This window comes from Stenotrophomonas sp. TWI1409, from assembly GCF_039673015.1.
GTDB lineage: Bacteria > Pseudomonadota > Gammaproteobacteria > Xanthomonadales > Xanthomonadaceae > Stenotrophomonas > Stenotrophomonas maltophilia_A.
This window is the reverse complement of sequence record NZ_JBDJKU010000003.1, coordinates 57,540-73,765: the sequence shown is the minus strand read 5'-3', so window position 1 is coordinate 73,765 and position 16,226 is coordinate 57,540. Positions and strand designations below refer to the sequence as shown.

Sequence of the window (16,226 nt, the reverse complement as noted above, 5' to 3'; positions counted from 1 at the left end):
CACCACGACACCTGCCATGCTTGATCCAGCCCTGCTCCGCCACCAGCCCGCCGACCTCGCCGAACGCCTGCGCACCAGCCGCGGCTTCGAGCTCGACGTGTCTGCCCTGGAGTCCCTGGAGGCCGATCGCAAGCGCATCCAGGTGCGGACCCAGGAGCTGCAGAGCCTGCGTAACAGCCGTTCCAAGGCCATCGGCCAGGCCAAGGCGAAGGGCGAGGACGTCTCGGCCATCATGGCCGAGGTCGCCGCCTTCGCCGACGAGCTGAAGGCTTCGGAAGTGGCGCTGGACGAGCTGCGCGAGAAGATCGATGCCATTTCGATGGGCATTCCGAACCTGCCGGCCGATGACGTGCCGGCCGGTGCCGACGAGAACGACAACGTCGAACAGGCGCGCTGGGGAACCCCGCGCCAGTTCGACTTCAAGGTGCTCGATCACGTCGAGCTGGGCGCCCGCAATGGCTGGCTGGACGGCGAGACCGCCGCCAAGCTGTCCGGCTCGCGCTTCACCGTGCTGCGTGGCCCGATCGCGCGCCTGCACCGTGCGCTGGCCCAGTTCATGGTCGACCTGCACACCGGTGAGCACGGCTACGAGGAAACCAACGTGCCGCTGCTGGTCAACGCCGACTCGCTGCGCGGTACCAGCCAGCTGCCGAAGTTCGAGGACGACCTGTTCAAGACCGCCGTGGGCGATTCCACGCGCTACCTGATCCCGACCTCGGAAGTACCGCTGACCAACATCGTGCGCGATGAGATCGTCGATGCCGAACGCCTGCCGCTGCGCATGACCGCCCACTCGATGTGCTTCCGTGCCGAGGCCGGCAGCGGTGGCCGCGACGTGCGCGGCATGATCCGCCAGCACCAGTTCGAGAAGGTCGAGCTGGTCTCGATCAGCCGCCCGGAAGACAGCGACGCCGAACACCAGCGCATGACCCGTTGCGCCGAAGTGGTTCTGGAAAAGCTGGGCCTGCCGTACCGCAAGGTGCTGCTGTGCACCGGCGACATGGGCTTCTCGGCGGTGAAGACCTACGACCTGGAAGTCTGGCTGCCGTCGCAGGAGACCTACCGCGAGATCTCCTCGTGCTCGAACTGTGGTGACTTCCAGGCCCGCCGCATGCAGGCCCGCTGGCGCAACCCGGCCACCGGCAAACCGGAACTGGCGCATACCCTGAACGGTTCGGGCGTGGCGGTGGGCCGCGCGATGATCGCGGTGATGGAGAACTACCAGAACGCCGACGGCAGCATCACCGTGCCGGAGGCCCTGCGCCCGTACATGGGTGGCCTGGAAACCATCGGCTGATAGCCTGATGGGGTGGGTGCCATGCTTGCGTGGCACTGCTCTGGCTCTGGTGGGTGCCATGCTTGCATGGCACTGCTGCGGCTCTGGTGGGTGCCATGCTTGCATGGCACTGCTGCGGCTATGGTGGGTGCCATGCTTGCATGGCACCGTATCCACGCATGGCGTGGATCTACGATGCGGGCTACATCCACGCAATGCGTGGATGAACCACCGTGATCACTCCAGAACCCGCAGCTTCTCCAACGGCACCCAGCCCGGTTCGCCCGTCTCCGGCATGCACCACGCCCAGCCATTGAGCGTGCGCTCGCCACGCAGCAGCTGCCCGGGATCCACATCCAGTTCGCGCGCACAGTAGTCTTCCGTGGCAAATGCGCCACCCTGCGCGTCGCGGCCGATCACCGGCGCCGGCACGAATCCCGGCTGCTGGCCCTCTGCCTCGCACAGGAACCAGTCTTCCCAGCCTTCGGGCCCTTCATAACGTTCGCCCACCACCAGCGCCTGGCCACGGCGCAGGGTGATCGGGTGCGGAAATTCGCTGCGGTGTGCAGTGGTCACGATGTAATTCATGGCCCCAGCCTAACGTTCTGGTGAGCGTCGCGCATGGCAGCGTATCCACGCGCACGCGCGGTGGATCCACGTCATGCGTGGATGACGTAGCGCTCAGTCCGTACGCCACAAAAAAACGGCCCCGCAAAGCGGGGCCGCCAGGGTGGGCCGGGATGGGGGAGGGGATCCCGGCCCGCGTTCAGCGCCCAGACGAGGAGAGAGCGGCGCCGAACGCTGGAACGCTTATGCAGCAGCGGCCTCGGCCGCTTCGTGCGACGGCAGCGCAGCCAGTGCGCCGGCAATGGCGTCTTCGCGGTGCTGCGGCGAGTAGGCGATGCCTTCGGCGCGTACGAACTCGACATCGTTGATGCCCCAGAAGGCAAACGTCTGGCGCAGGAACGGCTCCTGGAAGTCCGCGGGCGAATCGGTGTAGATGCCGCCACGGCTGCTGGCGATGATCACCCGCTTGCCACCGGCCAGGCCGACCGGGCCGTTCTCGGTGTACTTGAAGGTGCGCCCGGCCACGGCCACGCGGTCGATCCAGGCCTTCAGGGTGGACGGAATGCTGAAGTTGTACATCGGCGCGCCGATCACCACGATATCGGCCGCCAGGAACTGCTCGAGTACCTGTTCAGCATCGGCGGCTTCGGCAGCGTCGGCCTTGGCAAGCGATCCGCTGCGCAGGTGCGGTACCGGATTGGCGTCAAGATCGCGATAATCAACCTGCAGGCCGTCGATCTGCTGCGTGAACTGGGCCACCACGGCGGCGGTCAGGTGGCGGGAGACGGAGTTGTCGCCAAGCACGCTGGCGTCGATGTGCAGAAGCTTCATGGCAGTACCTATGTTCGGGAGAGGTGGCGGACTTGCCGCCGACGGAGAGAACGATAGGTTGTTGCAAAGGCGGGATAAAGGTGGTTGAATGCCACGTATTGTTCTAGATATGGAACTCGGGCATGCATGACCTGAATGATCTGTACTACTTCGCGATGGTGGTCGACCATGGCGGATTCGCCGCCGCCGAGCGCGCACTGGGTATCCCCAAGTCGCGCCTGAGCCGCCGCATCAGCCAGCTGGAAACCGACCTGGGCGTTCGCCTGCTGCAGCGCTCCACGCGTCGTTTCGCCGTCACCGATGTCGGCACCAGCGTGCACCGCCACGCGCAGACGATGCTGGCCGAGGCACAGGCCGCACGCGAAGTGGTGGACCGCCTCAGCGCGGAACCGCGCGGCGTGGTGCGCGCCAGCGTGCCGGTATCGCTGGCGCAGATGCAGCTGCCCAAGCTGCTGCCCAAGTTCCTTGAGCAGTACCCGAAGGTGCGCCTGCAGTTGAACATCAGCAACCGCCGCGTGGACATCATCAACGAAGGCTACGACGTGGCCCTGCGCGTGCGCTCGCGCCTGGACGACGATGGCAGCCTGGTGATGCGCAGCTTCGGACAGGTGCAGGAACTGCTGGTGGCCAGCCCGAAGTACCTGGATCGCGCCGGCCGGCCGAAGGATCCTGAAGAGCTGACCCAGCACGTCACCCTCAGCATCAGCGAAGACGAAGCCCGCCAGCGCTGGGAGCTGCACGGCCCGGAAGGCGAAGTGCGCCGGGTCGACCTGCAGCCGCGCGTGGCCGGTTTCGACTTCCCGCTGCTGCAGAGCATGGTGAAGGACGGTTTCGGCATCACCATGCTGCCGGAAACCGTGTGCGCCGATGCGGTGCGCAACGGCGAACTGGAAGTGGTGCTGCCGGACTGGTCGCTGCCGCAGGGCGTGTGCCATGCCGTGTTCGCCTCGCGCCGCGGCTTGCTGCCGGCGGTGCGCGTGTTCATCGACTTCCTGGCCGAGCACCTGCCGCCGCAGCTGGAGGCCTCGCGCCTGGATTGCGGTGGCGCCTGTGAAAAGGCCAAGGAGCGGATCAAGGCCAGTGCGCTGGGCGCGTTGGCAGTGGATGCGGGCTGAGGCACCTGGCCGCAACTGCACCGCCGATCTGTGAAACGGTAGCGCCGGGCCATGCCCGGCGTTGCTGCTTTCCGGCCCCGGTCACTTCCGGCCGAACAGCCGGTCCCAGAAGCTGCGCCGCGGCGGTGCGGCTGGCCTGGGCTCGGCAATGACCGGCGCTTCCAGGACCGCCATCAGCTCCGCGCTGCGCGGCTTCTTCAGGAAGCGCGCGTAATCCAAGTAGCTGGTCACCTTGCTCATGTGCAGGCGCTCGGGCATTGCGGGCAACGCGCCGCCCTGCAGCAGCAACCGCAGTGCCTGTGGGTGGTCCAGGCGGATCGCCTCGAACAGCGCGGTGCCGCCACAGCCCGGCTCGATCTGGTTGGCGCGCTGTGGCGCATCCTTCAACAGCTCTCGCAGCGCATCCGGGTCGTCGCGGTCCACGGCGGCAACCAGTCGTGCCAGCGCTTCAGCTTCTTCGGGTGGGAGGCTATCGCGATAGGCCTGGTCGGCGATCTCGCGCTCGTCGCGCCCATCACCGCCCTGGATGCACAGGAAGTCGGTGACCAGGGCGACCGGAATGCCGGAGGTATCCAGCGCCCAGTAGCTGGGATAGACGCCGTCGCCCCAGCCGCTGGTGAATACGACCAGGCCGTGTGGAGAGTCCTCGCCCCACGGGCGGTACTCGGCGCCTTCATCCAGGCCGTCATGGTCGATCAGCGCATCCGACCATTCGCTGTCTTCGTCGCCATCGGTCTGTTCGATCAGGGCCAGCAGTGCCTGCTGAGTGTTGGTATCCATGAAGCAGCCGATGCCGGCGTCGACCGGATAGCCAATGAAACTGTCCTCATCCAGGCCGGTCAGGTCCTGCGTGGTCCAGCGTGCCATCTGCCAGTGCAGGGCAGACGCAGTGAGGGCTTCGCGGGGCTTGAACCAGACCACGGCCAGCGCCGGGCGGCCGCTGTGCACGATGATTTCGACCGGATGCCGGCCTAGGGGGGCGGTGTAGTCGGCCAGCGCCGGCGCCTCGGCCTGGACCAGCGGATCGCAGACCACCACATGCCCACTGCTGACCGGCAGGTGCCCGGCGAACGTGCGGTGCAGGGCCACTGCGGCCAGCTGGGTGTCGTCCAGCAGGGTGGTGCGCAGGTTGGCCAGATCGAGGTGGGCCATGGGGGCTCCGATTGCAGTGAAGGCCCCACCGTGCCGGATGCGAAGGGCGGGGGCAAGGGTGGTCTTGGGCAAATGCTCTTCACGTGCGAGAATACGCCGCTGCCCGGGCGACCGGGACCCGATTGGAGAGATGGCCGAGCGGTTTAAGGCACCGGTCTTGAAAACCGGCGAAGGGTTAAACCTTCCGTGGGTTCGAATCCCACTCTCTCCGCCAAGGCAATTCCTAAGCCCCTGTTTGCAGGGGCTTTTTTCTTTTCTAGGCCGCGCGTCCCATGCTTTGACCCACATTCTGTGGATTCGTGATCGAAGCGATGAAACGGTCGATGTCCTCCTTCAACCATACCGCACGCGCGCCGATCTTGTGCGACTTAGGGAACGTCCCTTCTTTCATGCGTCGATAGATCGACGAGTGGCCCAGGCTGGTGCGCACTGCGACAACCTCGATCGGTTGCAGGTCGGCATACAGTTCCGTAACGGTGATTTCGCGCGTCTTGTTCGTAGCCATGGTGTCCTCCTTCAGTTCGTGGCCAGCGCAGCGCGCAGCTGCTTGGTGGCGGTGGTCATGCGATTGCTTCCAAGGGCAGCCCGTGCTGGTGGCCAGAATCATGGGCGGCGGGGGAGATCCACAGGCATTCGGTACGGGTCGCTCCACCACGACCAGCGGCGATGCGTGCCGTAGTCTCTACCCGTTGCCACCCGGCCAATGAGTCGTCGTACAGCTCGGTCCGATATCCGCTGACTACGACCATTCCACGCAGTGCGAGTAAGGCCTCCAGTAACTCCTGGTGATCCTCAAACGTCATTTCGTGCTTGTAATAGCCGGCCTTCCCAGACTGCATGACCCGAGTGCTGTGCACGTACGGGGGATCGACGTGATGGAGCGTCTGCGGTGCGTCGTGCTGCCGCATGACTTCGATCGCCGGGCGGTTCTCAATTAGGACACCGCTGAAGCGATCCGCGATCGCGACCAACCCATCGGGGAACTTCTGCCAGAGATGTTGCGCAGTGCCATAGGCACGTTGGGAGTCGATGCGGAATCCGGTCTTTCCCTTTGTCGCGCCGGCAGACCCAAAGCCCATCTGTGCACGCACGACCAAGCGGCGTGCCCGTTCAACCGGATCTAGCGTCGGTTGCCATGCATGGTCGAACTCGGCACGGGCATAGGGCGTCAGCCGGCAGGCCTCGATCAGTGATTCGCGCTGCGCGGTGTCCTGCAGGACGCGGAAGAAGTTCACTACGTCCCCGTCCAGGTCGTTGTAGACCTCGGCATAGCTGCGAGACTTCGTGAGCAGCACCCCTGCGGCACCTCCGAAGGGCTCCACGTATGCGCGGTGTGCTGGCAGGTGCTGGTGAACCCACCCGGAGATCCGGAACTTCGCGCCGTGATAGCGGAATGCTGGGCGGGTGATCATGCGGCGCACCTGCGCGACCACCAGCGCAGCCCATTTCGCGCGGTGCGGCATGTGCGGCTGATCGCCCACTAGGTGGCGATGCCGGCCATGAACCCGGCCAGGGCGAACATGTGGACCATTGCAGCGGTGAGCAGCTGGTCAGCCATGGCAGTTCTCCGCCCGGCGCGACTGCATGGCAGAATGGCGGCGAGTCCACAGGGGGATCATGGAATGAAGTGGGTTGATGGAGTTTTTCGGTGCAGTCCTTTGGGCGTCGATGACTGCGTGGTGTGGTGGGATGCCATTGCCGCCTATGCAAGCGTATCCGCCGCGATTGGAACTTGGGTGGTCGGTTTCATTGCCGGCGTGATTGCGCTGATGACTTATCTTCATCGAAAGGGAGAGGTAGACGCAGGGCTGCTTGGTGAGTTCGAGAGAAAGAGGGCTCAGCACCAGCGCTGGGTGATGGACTTGGAGGCGGCAACATATGCGCAAGCCTTGGTGCACAGCTTTGAGGCTGATCTTTTGCCGAAGATTCTCTCCAAGAGAGCGTTCCGGCCGCTGGTAGATTTTTTTGGGGTTTGTGAGGATTCTTTGCCCGTCAATCCTCTTGTGCCTGATCGCTATGTCTTCGAAGAGTCGCAGCGTGTGCAGCTTTTTCACATCGAACATAGCCTCCGGCGCGTACGCAGTTGCATTGCGATTTGCCGTAGCCGTTTTGACGCGTCGAACATAGAGGTTGCGGCCATCAAGGACGACTTTCGTAGTCTGAAAGACTGGGTTGACGCGCTCCACCAAGAAGTGAGTGGCTTCTTGCCAACTGCTTCTGCGATGGCACCAAAGCGCTAGGATCGCTATCCAAACCCCGCGCGAGGCCGCTGACCGCAGCGCCACCATATCGATGTCGTCCACCTGGTCGCTCAGGACGCGGCGCCCCCGGCGCAGTTGGCCGGCGATCACGGCACGGTTTTCAAGGGCAAGAAGGGCCTCCGCGTGCATGTGCATTGCACGGCGGTGGTCGTGGCGGAACGGGCGGTAGGTGAGGATGTGGTCGCCCAGTGCCTTGTCAATGGACCGGCCCCAGGCGAAGCCTTCGGTGCGCTTCGGCTGCCGGCAGTCGTAGCGGGTACCGGTCATGGCAGAATCGGCTCCAACATGGACAGGGGAGTAAGAGGATGGCTAATTGCCTGCTTTCGACAGACTGGGGAAACGTGGCCGATTGGGCAGCGGTGTTGGTTGGGGTCGGTGCCGCCGTAGCAACCACGGTCGTGGCGGTGATCGCACAGCGAACGTCCAAACGAGCAACGGAGATAGCTGAGGAGGCGACGAAGATCGCGGCACAGCAGCATGGGGAGGCAGTTGCTCTCAGGGAGGAAACCGCGCGGATCATCGGCAGGCTTCTCCTGCACGAAGTCTCCAGGCTTCCTGTTCGACTGCAGTGCATAACCAAGGCGTTGGGCGAAGCCGGCTTTCAGTCTGGTGTGATCAATTGGGCAGCAGCAGTGCACGCCGCAATCGCTGATCTTGATGTTCCGCTTCTGCCTAGCGCAGAACTGGCTGAGGACCGCATCCACACGCTGCCCCCAGGTCTGGGGGCAGATCTTGCATACCTGATTAGCCATGCTCGAGATGTCCGTGATGGCGCCGCCCGAATTCACGGCATTGTCGACAGAGCAAGTGATTTCAGTTCTGCGAAGAGAGACGGTGACTACGTAACTCAAGCCATGTCGCAGGTGAACAACTTCGAGCTGCAGCTTATGACAGTTGCGGAATTTGCTAATGACTTTGCAAACGAGTTTCATGGCTTTGTTTTCGGAGAGATGCAGAGTCCAGAAAAAGCCGATTGATTGGCAAGAAATCAACCCGATAGGCCCATCGATACTAGTCCGATGCCCTCCGCCTTTTCGCGTGGGTTTCCGCTCGCATGCAGCAAGCGCCTTGCCGTTAATCAACTGGAAGAACCACAGCGGCGGCCGGGCTGCGTACTTGGTGCAGGTCTTCATGGCCGCTCCAGGCGCGATTTGCTGAGATTCGCCCAGGTCACCGAATACGGGCCGCACTTTAGCCGCGTGTCGGCAGTCGTCATGGACACGCCCAACTCGTCGGTGGTCTGGCGCATGGTGTAGCTCTTGCCTTCGACGGCGCGTGCGTAAACGCGCGGCCTTTGCCCTGCCAGCCCGAGCGTGGGACCAGAGGTGTCGCTCGCTTAGCGTGGAGCCCATTAGGTTGCGTCCGACTGGTAGGGGGCAAGGGGCGGTCTGTTCATTGCGGCGATTGCCAGCGGTCGCACGAACCAGGCAGCGAGGCCGTCCTCGGTCTCGCCCAGCCACACCAGACGCCAGTCCTTGCCGGGTGCCTCCGGGTGCCAGTCGTGAAGTTCCTGTGCGGAGTTGTAAACGCCCGATCCAATGCCTTCCTCGGCGAACTCGCCCTCAACCACGACCAGGTCGAAGCCCTGCGCAAGGAACAACGGTCGCAGCGATGTCTCGCGACCGTCTGCCCACGCCGGCACGTCCGGATGGCACAGTATCTCGCCGTCGGCATTGCGCGCTGGGAGCCGACTCGGGTGGTACAGACCGCGCCAAGGGTCCGCCGGATCGACGACGGTCCGGGTCTGATTCCTAACGAGTTCCAGCAGTTCGGTCGCCTGCGCCAGCCGGGCGCGGGTGGTATCGCAGAGCGGTGTGTCGCCGTCCTGCATGCTGCTGCGCAGAGTCGAGATATAGGCGGTTACGGCGGCTTCGAACACGCGCAGATCCTGCAAGCGCGGAAGGCGGTGGTGCAGATCCCGCAGCGCGGTCTGGGCCTGCCCGAGGGTGATGGCCTTCGCCTGGTTGGGCAGCCACACAGCCTCGACAGCGATCGCACTGATCGTTTCGAATGCGTCGCGCAGAATGGGGCAGTTCGTGGGGAGAGTGACAAGTTTCTCGGTCATCGGCGGGCCTGCTCGAATTGGGTGTCGGTGTTGACGAACGCGCCAGCGAGCGGCGCTACCTGGGACGCCTGCTCGGCGCCAGCGGTGCAAAGGGGGAAGGGGGCGGCGCGGCGATATCGTCGGTTCGGGTCCGAAGCGAACTTGCCGCCTTCGATGCGAATCACCTGGTACTCAGGGAACGCCTCATCGGGCAGCGCTTCGCGTGCCTCTTCCATCAGCGCGACAAAGCGCGCCTGCCATTCGACCGGCATCGACTGCAGGGTGCGTCGCGGCACCACGTGGTAGGCGGCGCGGCTGACGCCGAATGCATGCGATGCCGGGCCGTCGGAATAGGTACTGCCGGGCCTGCCGGGTTCAGTGACGGTCGCTGCGTGCGAATCGCTGCTCATGTGTGCCTCAGTCGATGTCAAGGGCGGCCATGCGCTCTGCATAGCTGCCGTGGTTGGCGGAGTGACGGCTCATCAGCGGGCGAAGTGGGGTGTGCCCCAGCACCTCGATCTGCCCGCCCGCTGCGAGGAAAGCGTCCAGGTCGTCGGCCAGCTGCTGCCGGTCGAGTTCCTGGTGTCGGATCGTGGTCGCCGCGTCACTGACGCCTGTAAGCGGACCTGGCGTGCAGGTCGGCTGCACCCGGGCAGGTGCCGCGCGCAGCGGGGCGATCGCATGTTGCGTGTGGCTGGAGAGGCGCCAGATGCCACGCACGCCGGAGCGGTGGCAGATGGCCTGGCCGCTGCGCGCCAGCCCCTTCAGCGTGTAGCCGATGGCCTGGTGGGTGCTGTTGATGCGGCCAGCGGTCTTAATCTGCTCGACCGTGGCGCCTTGCGGGAACATGGACAGGACCCTGCGCACTTCGGCAGCTCGGCCGGTCTGCTGTGGACGGGCGCTCATGCGTGGGCCTCCGCAAGCAGTTCGCGCATGGCCCAACCGAGATGCATCACCTGGGACGAGCTGTCGGCGACAGCGTCGGGGTTCTCGGTCAGGACCAGCGTGTTATCCAACGGGTAGCTGCTGTGCCCAGTGGAGCGGCCATGGGCAGTTCTCCTGGTCAGGCGGCGATGGGCGTGGAAGGGGAAGCGGCAGCGATCTCGGCCAGGACTTCGCCCCGATGGCGGGCGAGCAGGGAGATCGGGATACGCAGGTGAGCGAGGCTTGGATCAGTCCAGCGCAGCTCAGCCAGCGCGGCCTTTTCCATCGGTACCGGTCGCGAGGCAAGGCCACACCGATGGCACTCGATGTGTAGCAGCGGCGGGCACGGGGCGCCCAGGCGATGGCCGGTCGGGGCGCCTTCAGTCACCACGACGTGAGGCCGATGGCCGGGTCCACACAGCGGCACGGAGTCGGGGAGCGGGCGAGAGGTCTGTCGCATGGTCAGCCCCTCAGGGGAGAGGGAAGAAGTTTGGAGAGCTGATCATCAAGAGCTGGGACGACAGCCAGGCTATTCTCTTGTAGCTGCTAAATAACAAATGGCAGTGGCATTTCATCGGCTTTTTGGGCTTGACTCAAGTCCGCAACCTGATTTATCTGTCGTGGCATGGGTTTGGTAAAGTTAGTGTACTGTGCTGCTGTTCTACAATTATTATATGCGCGAATGAGTTCATTTTAGTATTCATTGATGGAGATTTGTTTTATGGATGTTTCGCTCCCGTTGCCGTCTATGCTCATTGCAATGATCGCAATATGGATTGCATATAAAAACTACCTGAGAAAGGGTGGATTGGATATCAGGGGTGCGTATAGCGTGACTGCTAGTGTCGAGTCTAGCGAAAAATACATAAGTGAAATTCTGATCGAAAATGCTAAGGATCGGTCGGTAACAATTTTTGCAATATATCTACAGATTGGGCGCTCACATTATCTTCAGTTGATTGACTTTGAATCATCGCCTCTTATTCTAAAGGCATTCGAGTCATTCAAAAAGGAATTTGGGCCAGTTGAGTGCTATTCGAATAACCTTTCTCGGTATCGCGTTAATCGTATGCTGGCCGATAAAAAAGTCAAAAAGCGTCTTGTTTGTTCGACATCAAGTGGTAGATACGTCGTTCCTCGCGTCATACCAAAATGGACGCCATTTGTTGCATCGCTTTCCAATGCGCTTGTAAGAGGAATTTATCCATCGCGTACAGAGTTTGAAGGGAGGGCGGTGGGTGATCAGGTCGATTACCTCGTCAAGTTTACTTCCGAAGGCGGTGAAAATCCTCGTGTAGTTCTTTTGCAGAAAAGCTCATATAGATATCAGATATTTGAGGGTGTTCAGCTCACTCCGGAGTCGCTCATGACGAGCGATGCTCTTTCATTGTTTCTTGAGGAGGAGAGGAGAAATGGTGCTTTCGGTGATTTAAGGATCGAAATTGCGGATGTTGGCGCATGGAGAAGTTTCAAGCATTCGCAGTTCGGGCTCTTCGATCGAGACGCTATAGAATTGCGCCAGCCATCTATGTGGGAGTTCTATGTGCTTGGAAATTTCTATGCTCGCTGGAGGAAGCTGAGAGCAAGAAAGGCGTTCGCAAAAAAACAAGTTTCCGTCCCCAGCGGGGATTCGGCAGGCGCTTGACTCACTTCGGTTGAGATGCACTGGTCGAGCCTAAGGGGGTGGAATCAGACCTTGCTGATCTTTGGTTCATGCGACAGGTTCCAACAGTCCCTCGGTGTTGTTACGAGGGGTGTTAACCGCTCGGCTCACGCGGTAGGCATCCATCGCCGGCGTCTCGCTGGCCAGCAGCATCGCCATGGCGACGTCTGGGCTGGCCGTCATCCACTCATCGATCTGGCCGGCCTGCAGCCACACCGGCATGCGGTCGTGGATGTCGGCCGACACGCCGCTGCTGTCGCCAGTGATGATGGTGAAGGTGCCCAGGTTGCCGTCGGGCAGCAGGGGGTTGGCGTCCTCCCACAGGCCGGCGGCCAGCAGCGTCCCGGTGGCGTGGATGAACCACGGGTCTTTCTTTTCGTCGATCGGGCTCACCGACCACTCGTAATAGCCGGCCATTGGGATGACACACCGGCGCTTCTTGAACGCCGCCCGGAAGGCGGGCTTTGTGGCGACCGTTTCGATGCGGGCGTTAATGGTCGAGCCCTGCAGTCCCTTGGCCTTGGCCCAAAACGGCAGCTGGCCCCAAGCCAGCCGGGTCACCTGCCGGCCGTCGCCGCGATCCAGGATCACCGAGGCGCGCTGCGTCGGCGCCAGGTTGTAGCTGGGCTGGATCTCGGCCAGACCAAGGGCAAGGTCAGCCAGCCCGGGCTGGCCGAAGTCGACAACGGGGAGCTGGACGAATCGGCCGCACATACAATAATGATAGGTCGGCTAACCGTTCGAAGCGCGTATACGACTTGCTCAGATCGAGTGGCGCGATTGCTTATTCGCCGCCGGCTCTACCGTAAGCAACTGCCCCTCGCCGTAGAGCTAGAACGTTCAGCAGTTTGTCGGATCTGGGTGCTGTGCGGTGCAGGGAGAGGCGACGCCCCAATCTGCATGACGCGCAACTGCTGCTATCATCCGCCGACCCAATTCGAACGCAGGGATGCAGACGTGGCAATTACAAGCATTAGAGTACATGGCTCGCGCGCAGCAGCACTGGGTTTGCCTGAGCAGACTTTGTACCGTTTAGGTTCTTACGTGGTCTTTGCTGGGAAGAATGGTAGCGGCAAATCTAGGTTGCTGCGTTATGTTTCTGAAGTTATTAACTTTGCTAAGTCGGTGGACAAGGAAAAATACAAAGCGCAGCTCGAGGGTATGAGAAGTCAGTCGCCGACCTATCGCGCTCGTCCGGAGATTACACAAAATATAGAGCAGCTGGAAATCCTGCTGTCTGACGTGGGGGGAGTGGTGTCGGATGGCCTCCACGGCCACGCAGTGCGTTTTCTTCCATCCTCAGGTGATCTGGCAAATCCTGACGATATGGCGAGGAGCACGCGCGAGACGCACGCCTCCAACCTTAAACAAGGTGATGCCACTCATTGGAACTCGAGTGTGTTGGCATACATTGCCAAACTTCAGGACGAGTGGCGAGAAGCTACACATCAACATTCAACGCATCAACAGGCGGACATTGATCGAGCCATTGAGCGCTATGAATCTTTGAACGAAGCGGTGGAGCAGTTCTTTGGCCAGCGCTTGGAGCGAGGATTGGACGGAACGCTTACGATGTACGGAAAGAACATCGCACGCGCCGAATTGTCTTCGGGGCAGAAGATTGCGCTTCAGCTCATAGCGGCGCTTCACGCTCAAGCTGACGAACTTGGGCCGTCTGTCCTTGTCTTGGATGAGCCCGAGAATCATCTGCATCCTGCTGCGCTAGTACACCTCTTGTCGCGCATTCGTAAGAACGCTCCAGACGTTCAGATTTGGATTGCTACTCACTCCATCCCACTTTTGGCGTACATCAACTCCATACAGCCAAGTGCCATTTGGGGTGTCGACGATGGCAAAGCCGAGTTTGCAGGCCGCAAGGCAGAGGATGTGATCAAGAGCCTTCTCGGTAATGACGAGAATATTGGCCATCTGACTTCATTTCTGAGTCTCCCATACCATTTGGCATCAAATAATTATGCATATCAATGCCTGCTTCCCCCGGAGGTGGTATATACCGGCCAGGCGGATTCTCAGCTGCAACAAATACGTAGATCGCTGAATGATCTTAGGGGGTCGGACGCCCTGAAGGTCGTCGATTTTGGGGCGGGGAAAGGTCGCTTAGTTGAAGCTCTGGCGTCAGACGATGATGAGGGGACGCTCTTCGATTACATCGCATTCGATCCATGTTCGGACGACGCCGCCGTTTGCCAGGATGCGATTAAGCGAAAGTATGGATCTTCAGAGGGTAGGTATTTCAACGATGATGAAGCACTAATAGCGTCAAGGGGGGCATCTTGGGCCGACTGCGTCGTAATGACAAACGTGCTCCATGAGGTTCCTGTCGAAGATTGGTTGCGGCTTTTTTCTCCCTCCGGCCTCATTTCGAGAATTCTTAAGTCGGGTGGATACGTATTGATTGTCGAAGATCAGCGAATACCCGTGGGTGAGATGGCTCATCAGAACGGTTTTCTTCTCATGAATACGAATGAGCTGATGGAGTTTTTTGCCATAACTGCCGATGATAGAGCGGCTGGAAATTTCAGGGCAAGTGACGATCGTGATGGGCGACTGACTGCCCACTTGGTCTCTAAGCACCTATTTCAGAGGGTTACGGCGGGCAGTCGGCGGGCGGCGGTTGAAGCTATTAGAAATTTGGCGATCCGGAATATAGTCAAGCTGAGGGTGGCTGAGAAGTCCTATGCCAATGGTTTGCTGCACGGGCTATGGGCCCAGCAGTTGGCAAATGCAACGTTGGCATTGGAGCAAATTTGATCGTGGCCCAATTCGCTGAGGGGTCGAGCCTTGCTCGACCATGCCAAATCAGGCGCCCAGCGTCCTTAGATCCTCTAAGGATACGGTCTAACCGGCCCGTGATTGACTTCGAACAGCAGCAGTTCCACTGCCTTGATCGCTGCCTCGCGTCGGATCTCACACTGGCTTCCCCGATTTCCTGGCTTGTTCAGAATCACCGTCACTTCAACGTCGCCGGCCACAGAAAGGGTCAGTGTTGAGGCCGTATCGTCGCCAACAAATCTGCCGTTCACTAAGGTTTCGTCGCTCATTGTCTGTTCCAGGGGCGTGGGAATCCACACCGTAGCGAAGTGCAATCGCGCCAGTTGAGACGATGGCCGTGCGCTTGGACTCAGCGCCGTTCCGGTAGGCCTGCCGAGCTTCGCCATGTGAGACTATTGCTTGAAGCCAAAGGGATAAAGGCATGGACCTCGATTGGAAGGTCATCATCTCAACACTAGTTGGCGGCGCGATTACGTTCGCAGCGACCACTGGGCAGGAGATGCTTAGAAATCGACGGGTAAGAAGGGCGACAATGCTGTCTGTCGGAGCAGAGATCGCTGCAGGGCTCGATATCGCGCGGGCTCGAGGTTGGGCAAAGGACGTCGAAGACTGCATCGAGCAGGCCATGCAAGGAAGGGTCGTGCGGCTCACCATTTTATTGCCGAAGGAGACGATCCCCTCGTGCCGTGCTGCTCTCGCACAAGGGGCCTTGGGGGACGGTGAGCTAACCGGGCTGGTAACGTGCTTTGTGATTGCTGTCGATGGCCTGAAAGCAGACCTGGATCGCCTGTTCGAGTACGACTTCGATAGTCCAAGATGCATGGTCTCGGCGGATGACCCAGAACACGCAGTGAAGTTGTATGTGGAAATGCTTGGGTTGCTGACCGCGATCGAGAACTTCGGAGCGGATGCCATAGCCTTGGCTGCCAAACGGCTGGGCCGAAAGGGCAAGTGGTTGCGAGAGAAGTTCGAGCGTTTGGCAGCGCCTGAAACGTTAAGGTAGCTTTCTCTGCCTCTGAGACGCGGAGCCGTATCCTCCGGCTATGCGCTCTTCCCACGGCTTCCGCACCGCCCCGATCCCCTCTGGCTGGGTCCAGACCGGTGAGCGCTGGGCGCTCTGGTACAAGGGCCGCGAGACGGCCAGCGTCACGCCAGATGGCGGTCCTGGGGTCCGGCTATGGATGGAAGGCCAGAAGATGTGGCAGGTGAAGGACGTGCGCGCCGCCAATGTTCGGCAGGCGAAGCGGTACGCCGAGCGCTGGTGTGCGGCCAGGCTCTATGCCGATCTGCCCCTGCGCCAAGCCGTCGCACGGCTGACCGACAGCACCCCGATCCAGCCGGAGCCGCCATTGCCCGGGCTGCCGCCGACCCGTGAGCAGCAGCAACAGGCCCGGCGCTTGGCCGAGGCAGGAGCGAAGGAGATCGAGCGGATCAAAGCGGCGCTGGAGCCGCGCAAGCCGCCGGCAGAGACGAAGCCCAGAGCGAAGGATCCGATGAAGATATGGATGAGGGCGGGGCTGCAGCTGGGGCGTCGCTAAGCCGAAAACTGACAGGCGTGGCTGTATCAACGGAATCAGCCTGGTTGATCAAATGCGCTTGT

The 16,226-nt window shown here is 61.3% G+C and carries 19 protein-coding genes and 1 tRNA gene; 8 read left to right on the top strand and 12 right to left on the bottom strand.

Going from position 1 to position 16,226, the window contains the following annotated elements; genetic code table 11:
- Positions 1-16: 16 nt before the first annotated feature.
- The gene (gene serS, locus ABE423_RS02125) at positions 17-1,297 is read left to right on the top strand and encodes a serine--tRNA ligase (protein ID WP_032129791.1); all 1,281 of its coding nucleotides are present in this window, start codon (positions 17-19) and stop codon (positions 1,295-1,297) included.
- A 216-nt stretch (positions 1,298-1,513) separates the two neighbouring features.
- Here the strand turns inward: serS and ABE423_RS02120 are convergent, their stop codons facing one another.
- The gene (locus tag ABE423_RS02120) at positions 1,514-1,864 is read right to left on the bottom strand and encodes a ligand-binding protein SH3 (protein WP_346484810.1); all 351 of its coding nucleotides are present in this window, start codon (positions 1,862-1,864) and stop codon (positions 1,514-1,516) included.
- Between the two features lie 222 nt (positions 1,865-2,086).
- On the bottom strand, positions 2,087-2,674 hold the full coding sequence (locus tag ABE423_RS02115; protein WP_032129793.1) for an NAD(P)H-dependent oxidoreductase: 588 nt from the start codon (positions 2,672-2,674) through the stop codon (positions 2,087-2,089).
- 122 nt (positions 2,675-2,796) lie between these two features.
- Here ABE423_RS02115 and ABE423_RS02110 point away from each other — a divergent pair, with 122 nt between their 5' ends.
- Positions 2,797-3,789 carry a LysR family transcriptional regulator gene (locus ABE423_RS02110; protein ID WP_005410175.1) on the top strand — a complete coding sequence of 331 codons (993 nt, stop codon included), beginning with the start codon at positions 2,797-2,799 and terminating at the stop codon, positions 3,787-3,789.
- Between the two features lie 81 nt (positions 3,790-3,870).
- On the opposite strand, the gene ABE423_RS02105 is transcribed toward ABE423_RS02110, so the two are convergent.
- The gene (locus tag ABE423_RS02105; RefSeq protein WP_346484807.1) at positions 3,871-4,941 is read right to left on the bottom strand and encodes a DUF4241 domain-containing protein; all 1,071 of its coding nucleotides are present in this window, start codon (positions 4,939-4,941) and stop codon (positions 3,871-3,873) included.
- Between the two features lie 124 nt (positions 4,942-5,065).
- On the opposite strand from ABE423_RS02105, the gene ABE423_RS02100 reads away from it, so the two are divergent.
- Positions 5,066-5,155 (top strand) — tRNA-Ser (locus ABE423_RS02100).
- Positions 5,156-5,197: 42 nt separating this feature from the next.
- On the opposite strand, the gene ABE423_RS02095 is transcribed toward ABE423_RS02100, so the two are convergent.
- The 3 genes from ABE423_RS02095 to ABE423_RS02085 all read right to left on the bottom strand — a co-directional run bounded on the left by ABE423_RS02095 (position 5,198) and on the right by ABE423_RS02085 (position 7,469).
- Positions 5,198-5,446 carry an AlpA family phage regulatory protein gene (locus ABE423_RS02095; RefSeq protein ID WP_329768906.1) on the bottom strand — a complete coding sequence of 83 codons (249 nt, stop codon included), beginning with the start codon at positions 5,444-5,446 and terminating at the stop codon, positions 5,198-5,200.
- 55 nt (positions 5,447-5,501) lie between these two features.
- Entirely contained in the window at positions 5,502-6,353 is an 852-nt protein-coding gene (locus ABE423_RS02090) for a DNA adenine methylase (protein ID WP_346484805.1), read from the bottom strand.
- A gap of 138 nt (positions 6,354-6,491) precedes the next feature.
- A complete protein-coding gene (locus tag ABE423_RS02085; RefSeq protein ID WP_346484803.1) occupies positions 6,492-7,469 on the bottom strand; it encodes a hypothetical protein in 978 nt (325 codons plus the stop codon).
- A gap of 38 nt (positions 7,470-7,507) precedes the next feature.
- On the opposite strand from ABE423_RS02085, the gene ABE423_RS02080 reads away from it, so the two are divergent.
- On the top strand, positions 7,508-8,179 hold the full coding sequence (locus ABE423_RS02080) for a hypothetical protein (RefSeq protein ID WP_346484801.1): 672 nt from the start codon (positions 7,508-7,510) through the stop codon (positions 8,177-8,179).
- A gap of 374 nt (positions 8,180-8,553) precedes the next feature.
- On the opposite strand, the gene ABE423_RS02075 is transcribed toward ABE423_RS02080, so the two are convergent.
- The 4 genes from ABE423_RS02075 to ABE423_RS02060 form a co-directional block, all read right to left on the bottom strand.
- On the bottom strand, positions 8,554-9,267 hold the full coding sequence (locus ABE423_RS02075; protein WP_346484800.1) for a hypothetical protein: 714 nt from the start codon (positions 9,265-9,267) through the stop codon (positions 8,554-8,556).
- Complete coding sequence (locus tag ABE423_RS02070; RefSeq protein ID WP_346484798.1) at positions 9,264-9,656, bottom strand: hypothetical protein; 393 nt, start codon at positions 9,654-9,656, stop codon at positions 9,264-9,266. Before ABE423_RS02070 ends, ABE423_RS02075 begins: the two co-directional genes overlap by 4 nt.
- Before the next feature lie 7 nt (positions 9,657-9,663).
- On the bottom strand, positions 9,664-10,152 hold the full coding sequence (locus tag ABE423_RS02065; protein ID WP_346484796.1) for a hypothetical protein: 489 nt from the start codon (positions 10,150-10,152) through the stop codon (positions 9,664-9,666).
- A gap of 157 nt (positions 10,153-10,309) precedes the next feature.
- A complete protein-coding gene (locus ABE423_RS02060) occupies positions 10,310-10,456 on the bottom strand; it encodes a hypothetical protein (RefSeq protein WP_262222446.1) in 147 nt (48 codons plus the stop codon).
- Positions 10,457-10,891: 435 nt separating this feature from the next.
- Here ABE423_RS02060 and ABE423_RS02055 point away from each other — a divergent pair, with 435 nt between their 5' ends.
- The gene (locus ABE423_RS02055) at positions 10,892-11,815 is read left to right on the top strand and encodes a hypothetical protein (protein ID WP_346484793.1); all 924 of its coding nucleotides are present in this window, start codon (positions 10,892-10,894) and stop codon (positions 11,813-11,815) included.
- A gap of 66 nt (positions 11,816-11,881) precedes the next feature.
- Here ABE423_RS02055 and ABE423_RS02050 read toward each other — a convergent pair whose 3' ends face one another.
- Entirely contained in the window at positions 11,882-12,547 is a 666-nt protein-coding gene (locus tag ABE423_RS02050; protein WP_346484792.1) for an SOS response-associated peptidase, read from the bottom strand.
- Positions 12,548-12,790: 243 nt separating this feature from the next.
- On the opposite strand from ABE423_RS02050, the gene ABE423_RS02045 reads away from it, so the two are divergent.
- Positions 12,791-14,605: an AAA family ATPase gene (locus ABE423_RS02045; protein ID WP_346484790.1), complete on the top strand. Its 1,815-nt coding sequence runs from the start codon at positions 12,791-12,793 to the stop codon at positions 14,603-14,605.
- Between the two features lie 74 nt (positions 14,606-14,679).
- Here the strand turns inward: ABE423_RS02045 and ABE423_RS02040 are convergent, their stop codons facing one another.
- Positions 14,680-14,895 (bottom strand): hypothetical protein, encoded by a 216-nt coding sequence (locus tag ABE423_RS02040; protein ID WP_346484788.1) that lies wholly within the window; start codon positions 14,893-14,895, stop codon positions 14,680-14,682.
- Between the two features lie 152 nt (positions 14,896-15,047).
- Between ABE423_RS02040 and ABE423_RS02035 the strand changes: the two genes are divergently transcribed.
- Complete coding sequence (locus tag ABE423_RS02035) at positions 15,048-15,629, top strand: hypothetical protein (RefSeq protein ID WP_346484786.1); 582 nt, start codon at positions 15,048-15,050, stop codon at positions 15,627-15,629.
- A gap of 40 nt (positions 15,630-15,669) precedes the next feature.
- A complete protein-coding gene (locus ABE423_RS02030; protein WP_346484784.1) occupies positions 15,670-16,164 on the top strand; it encodes a hypothetical protein in 495 nt (164 codons plus the stop codon).
- Positions 16,165-16,226 lie beyond the last annotated feature (62 nt).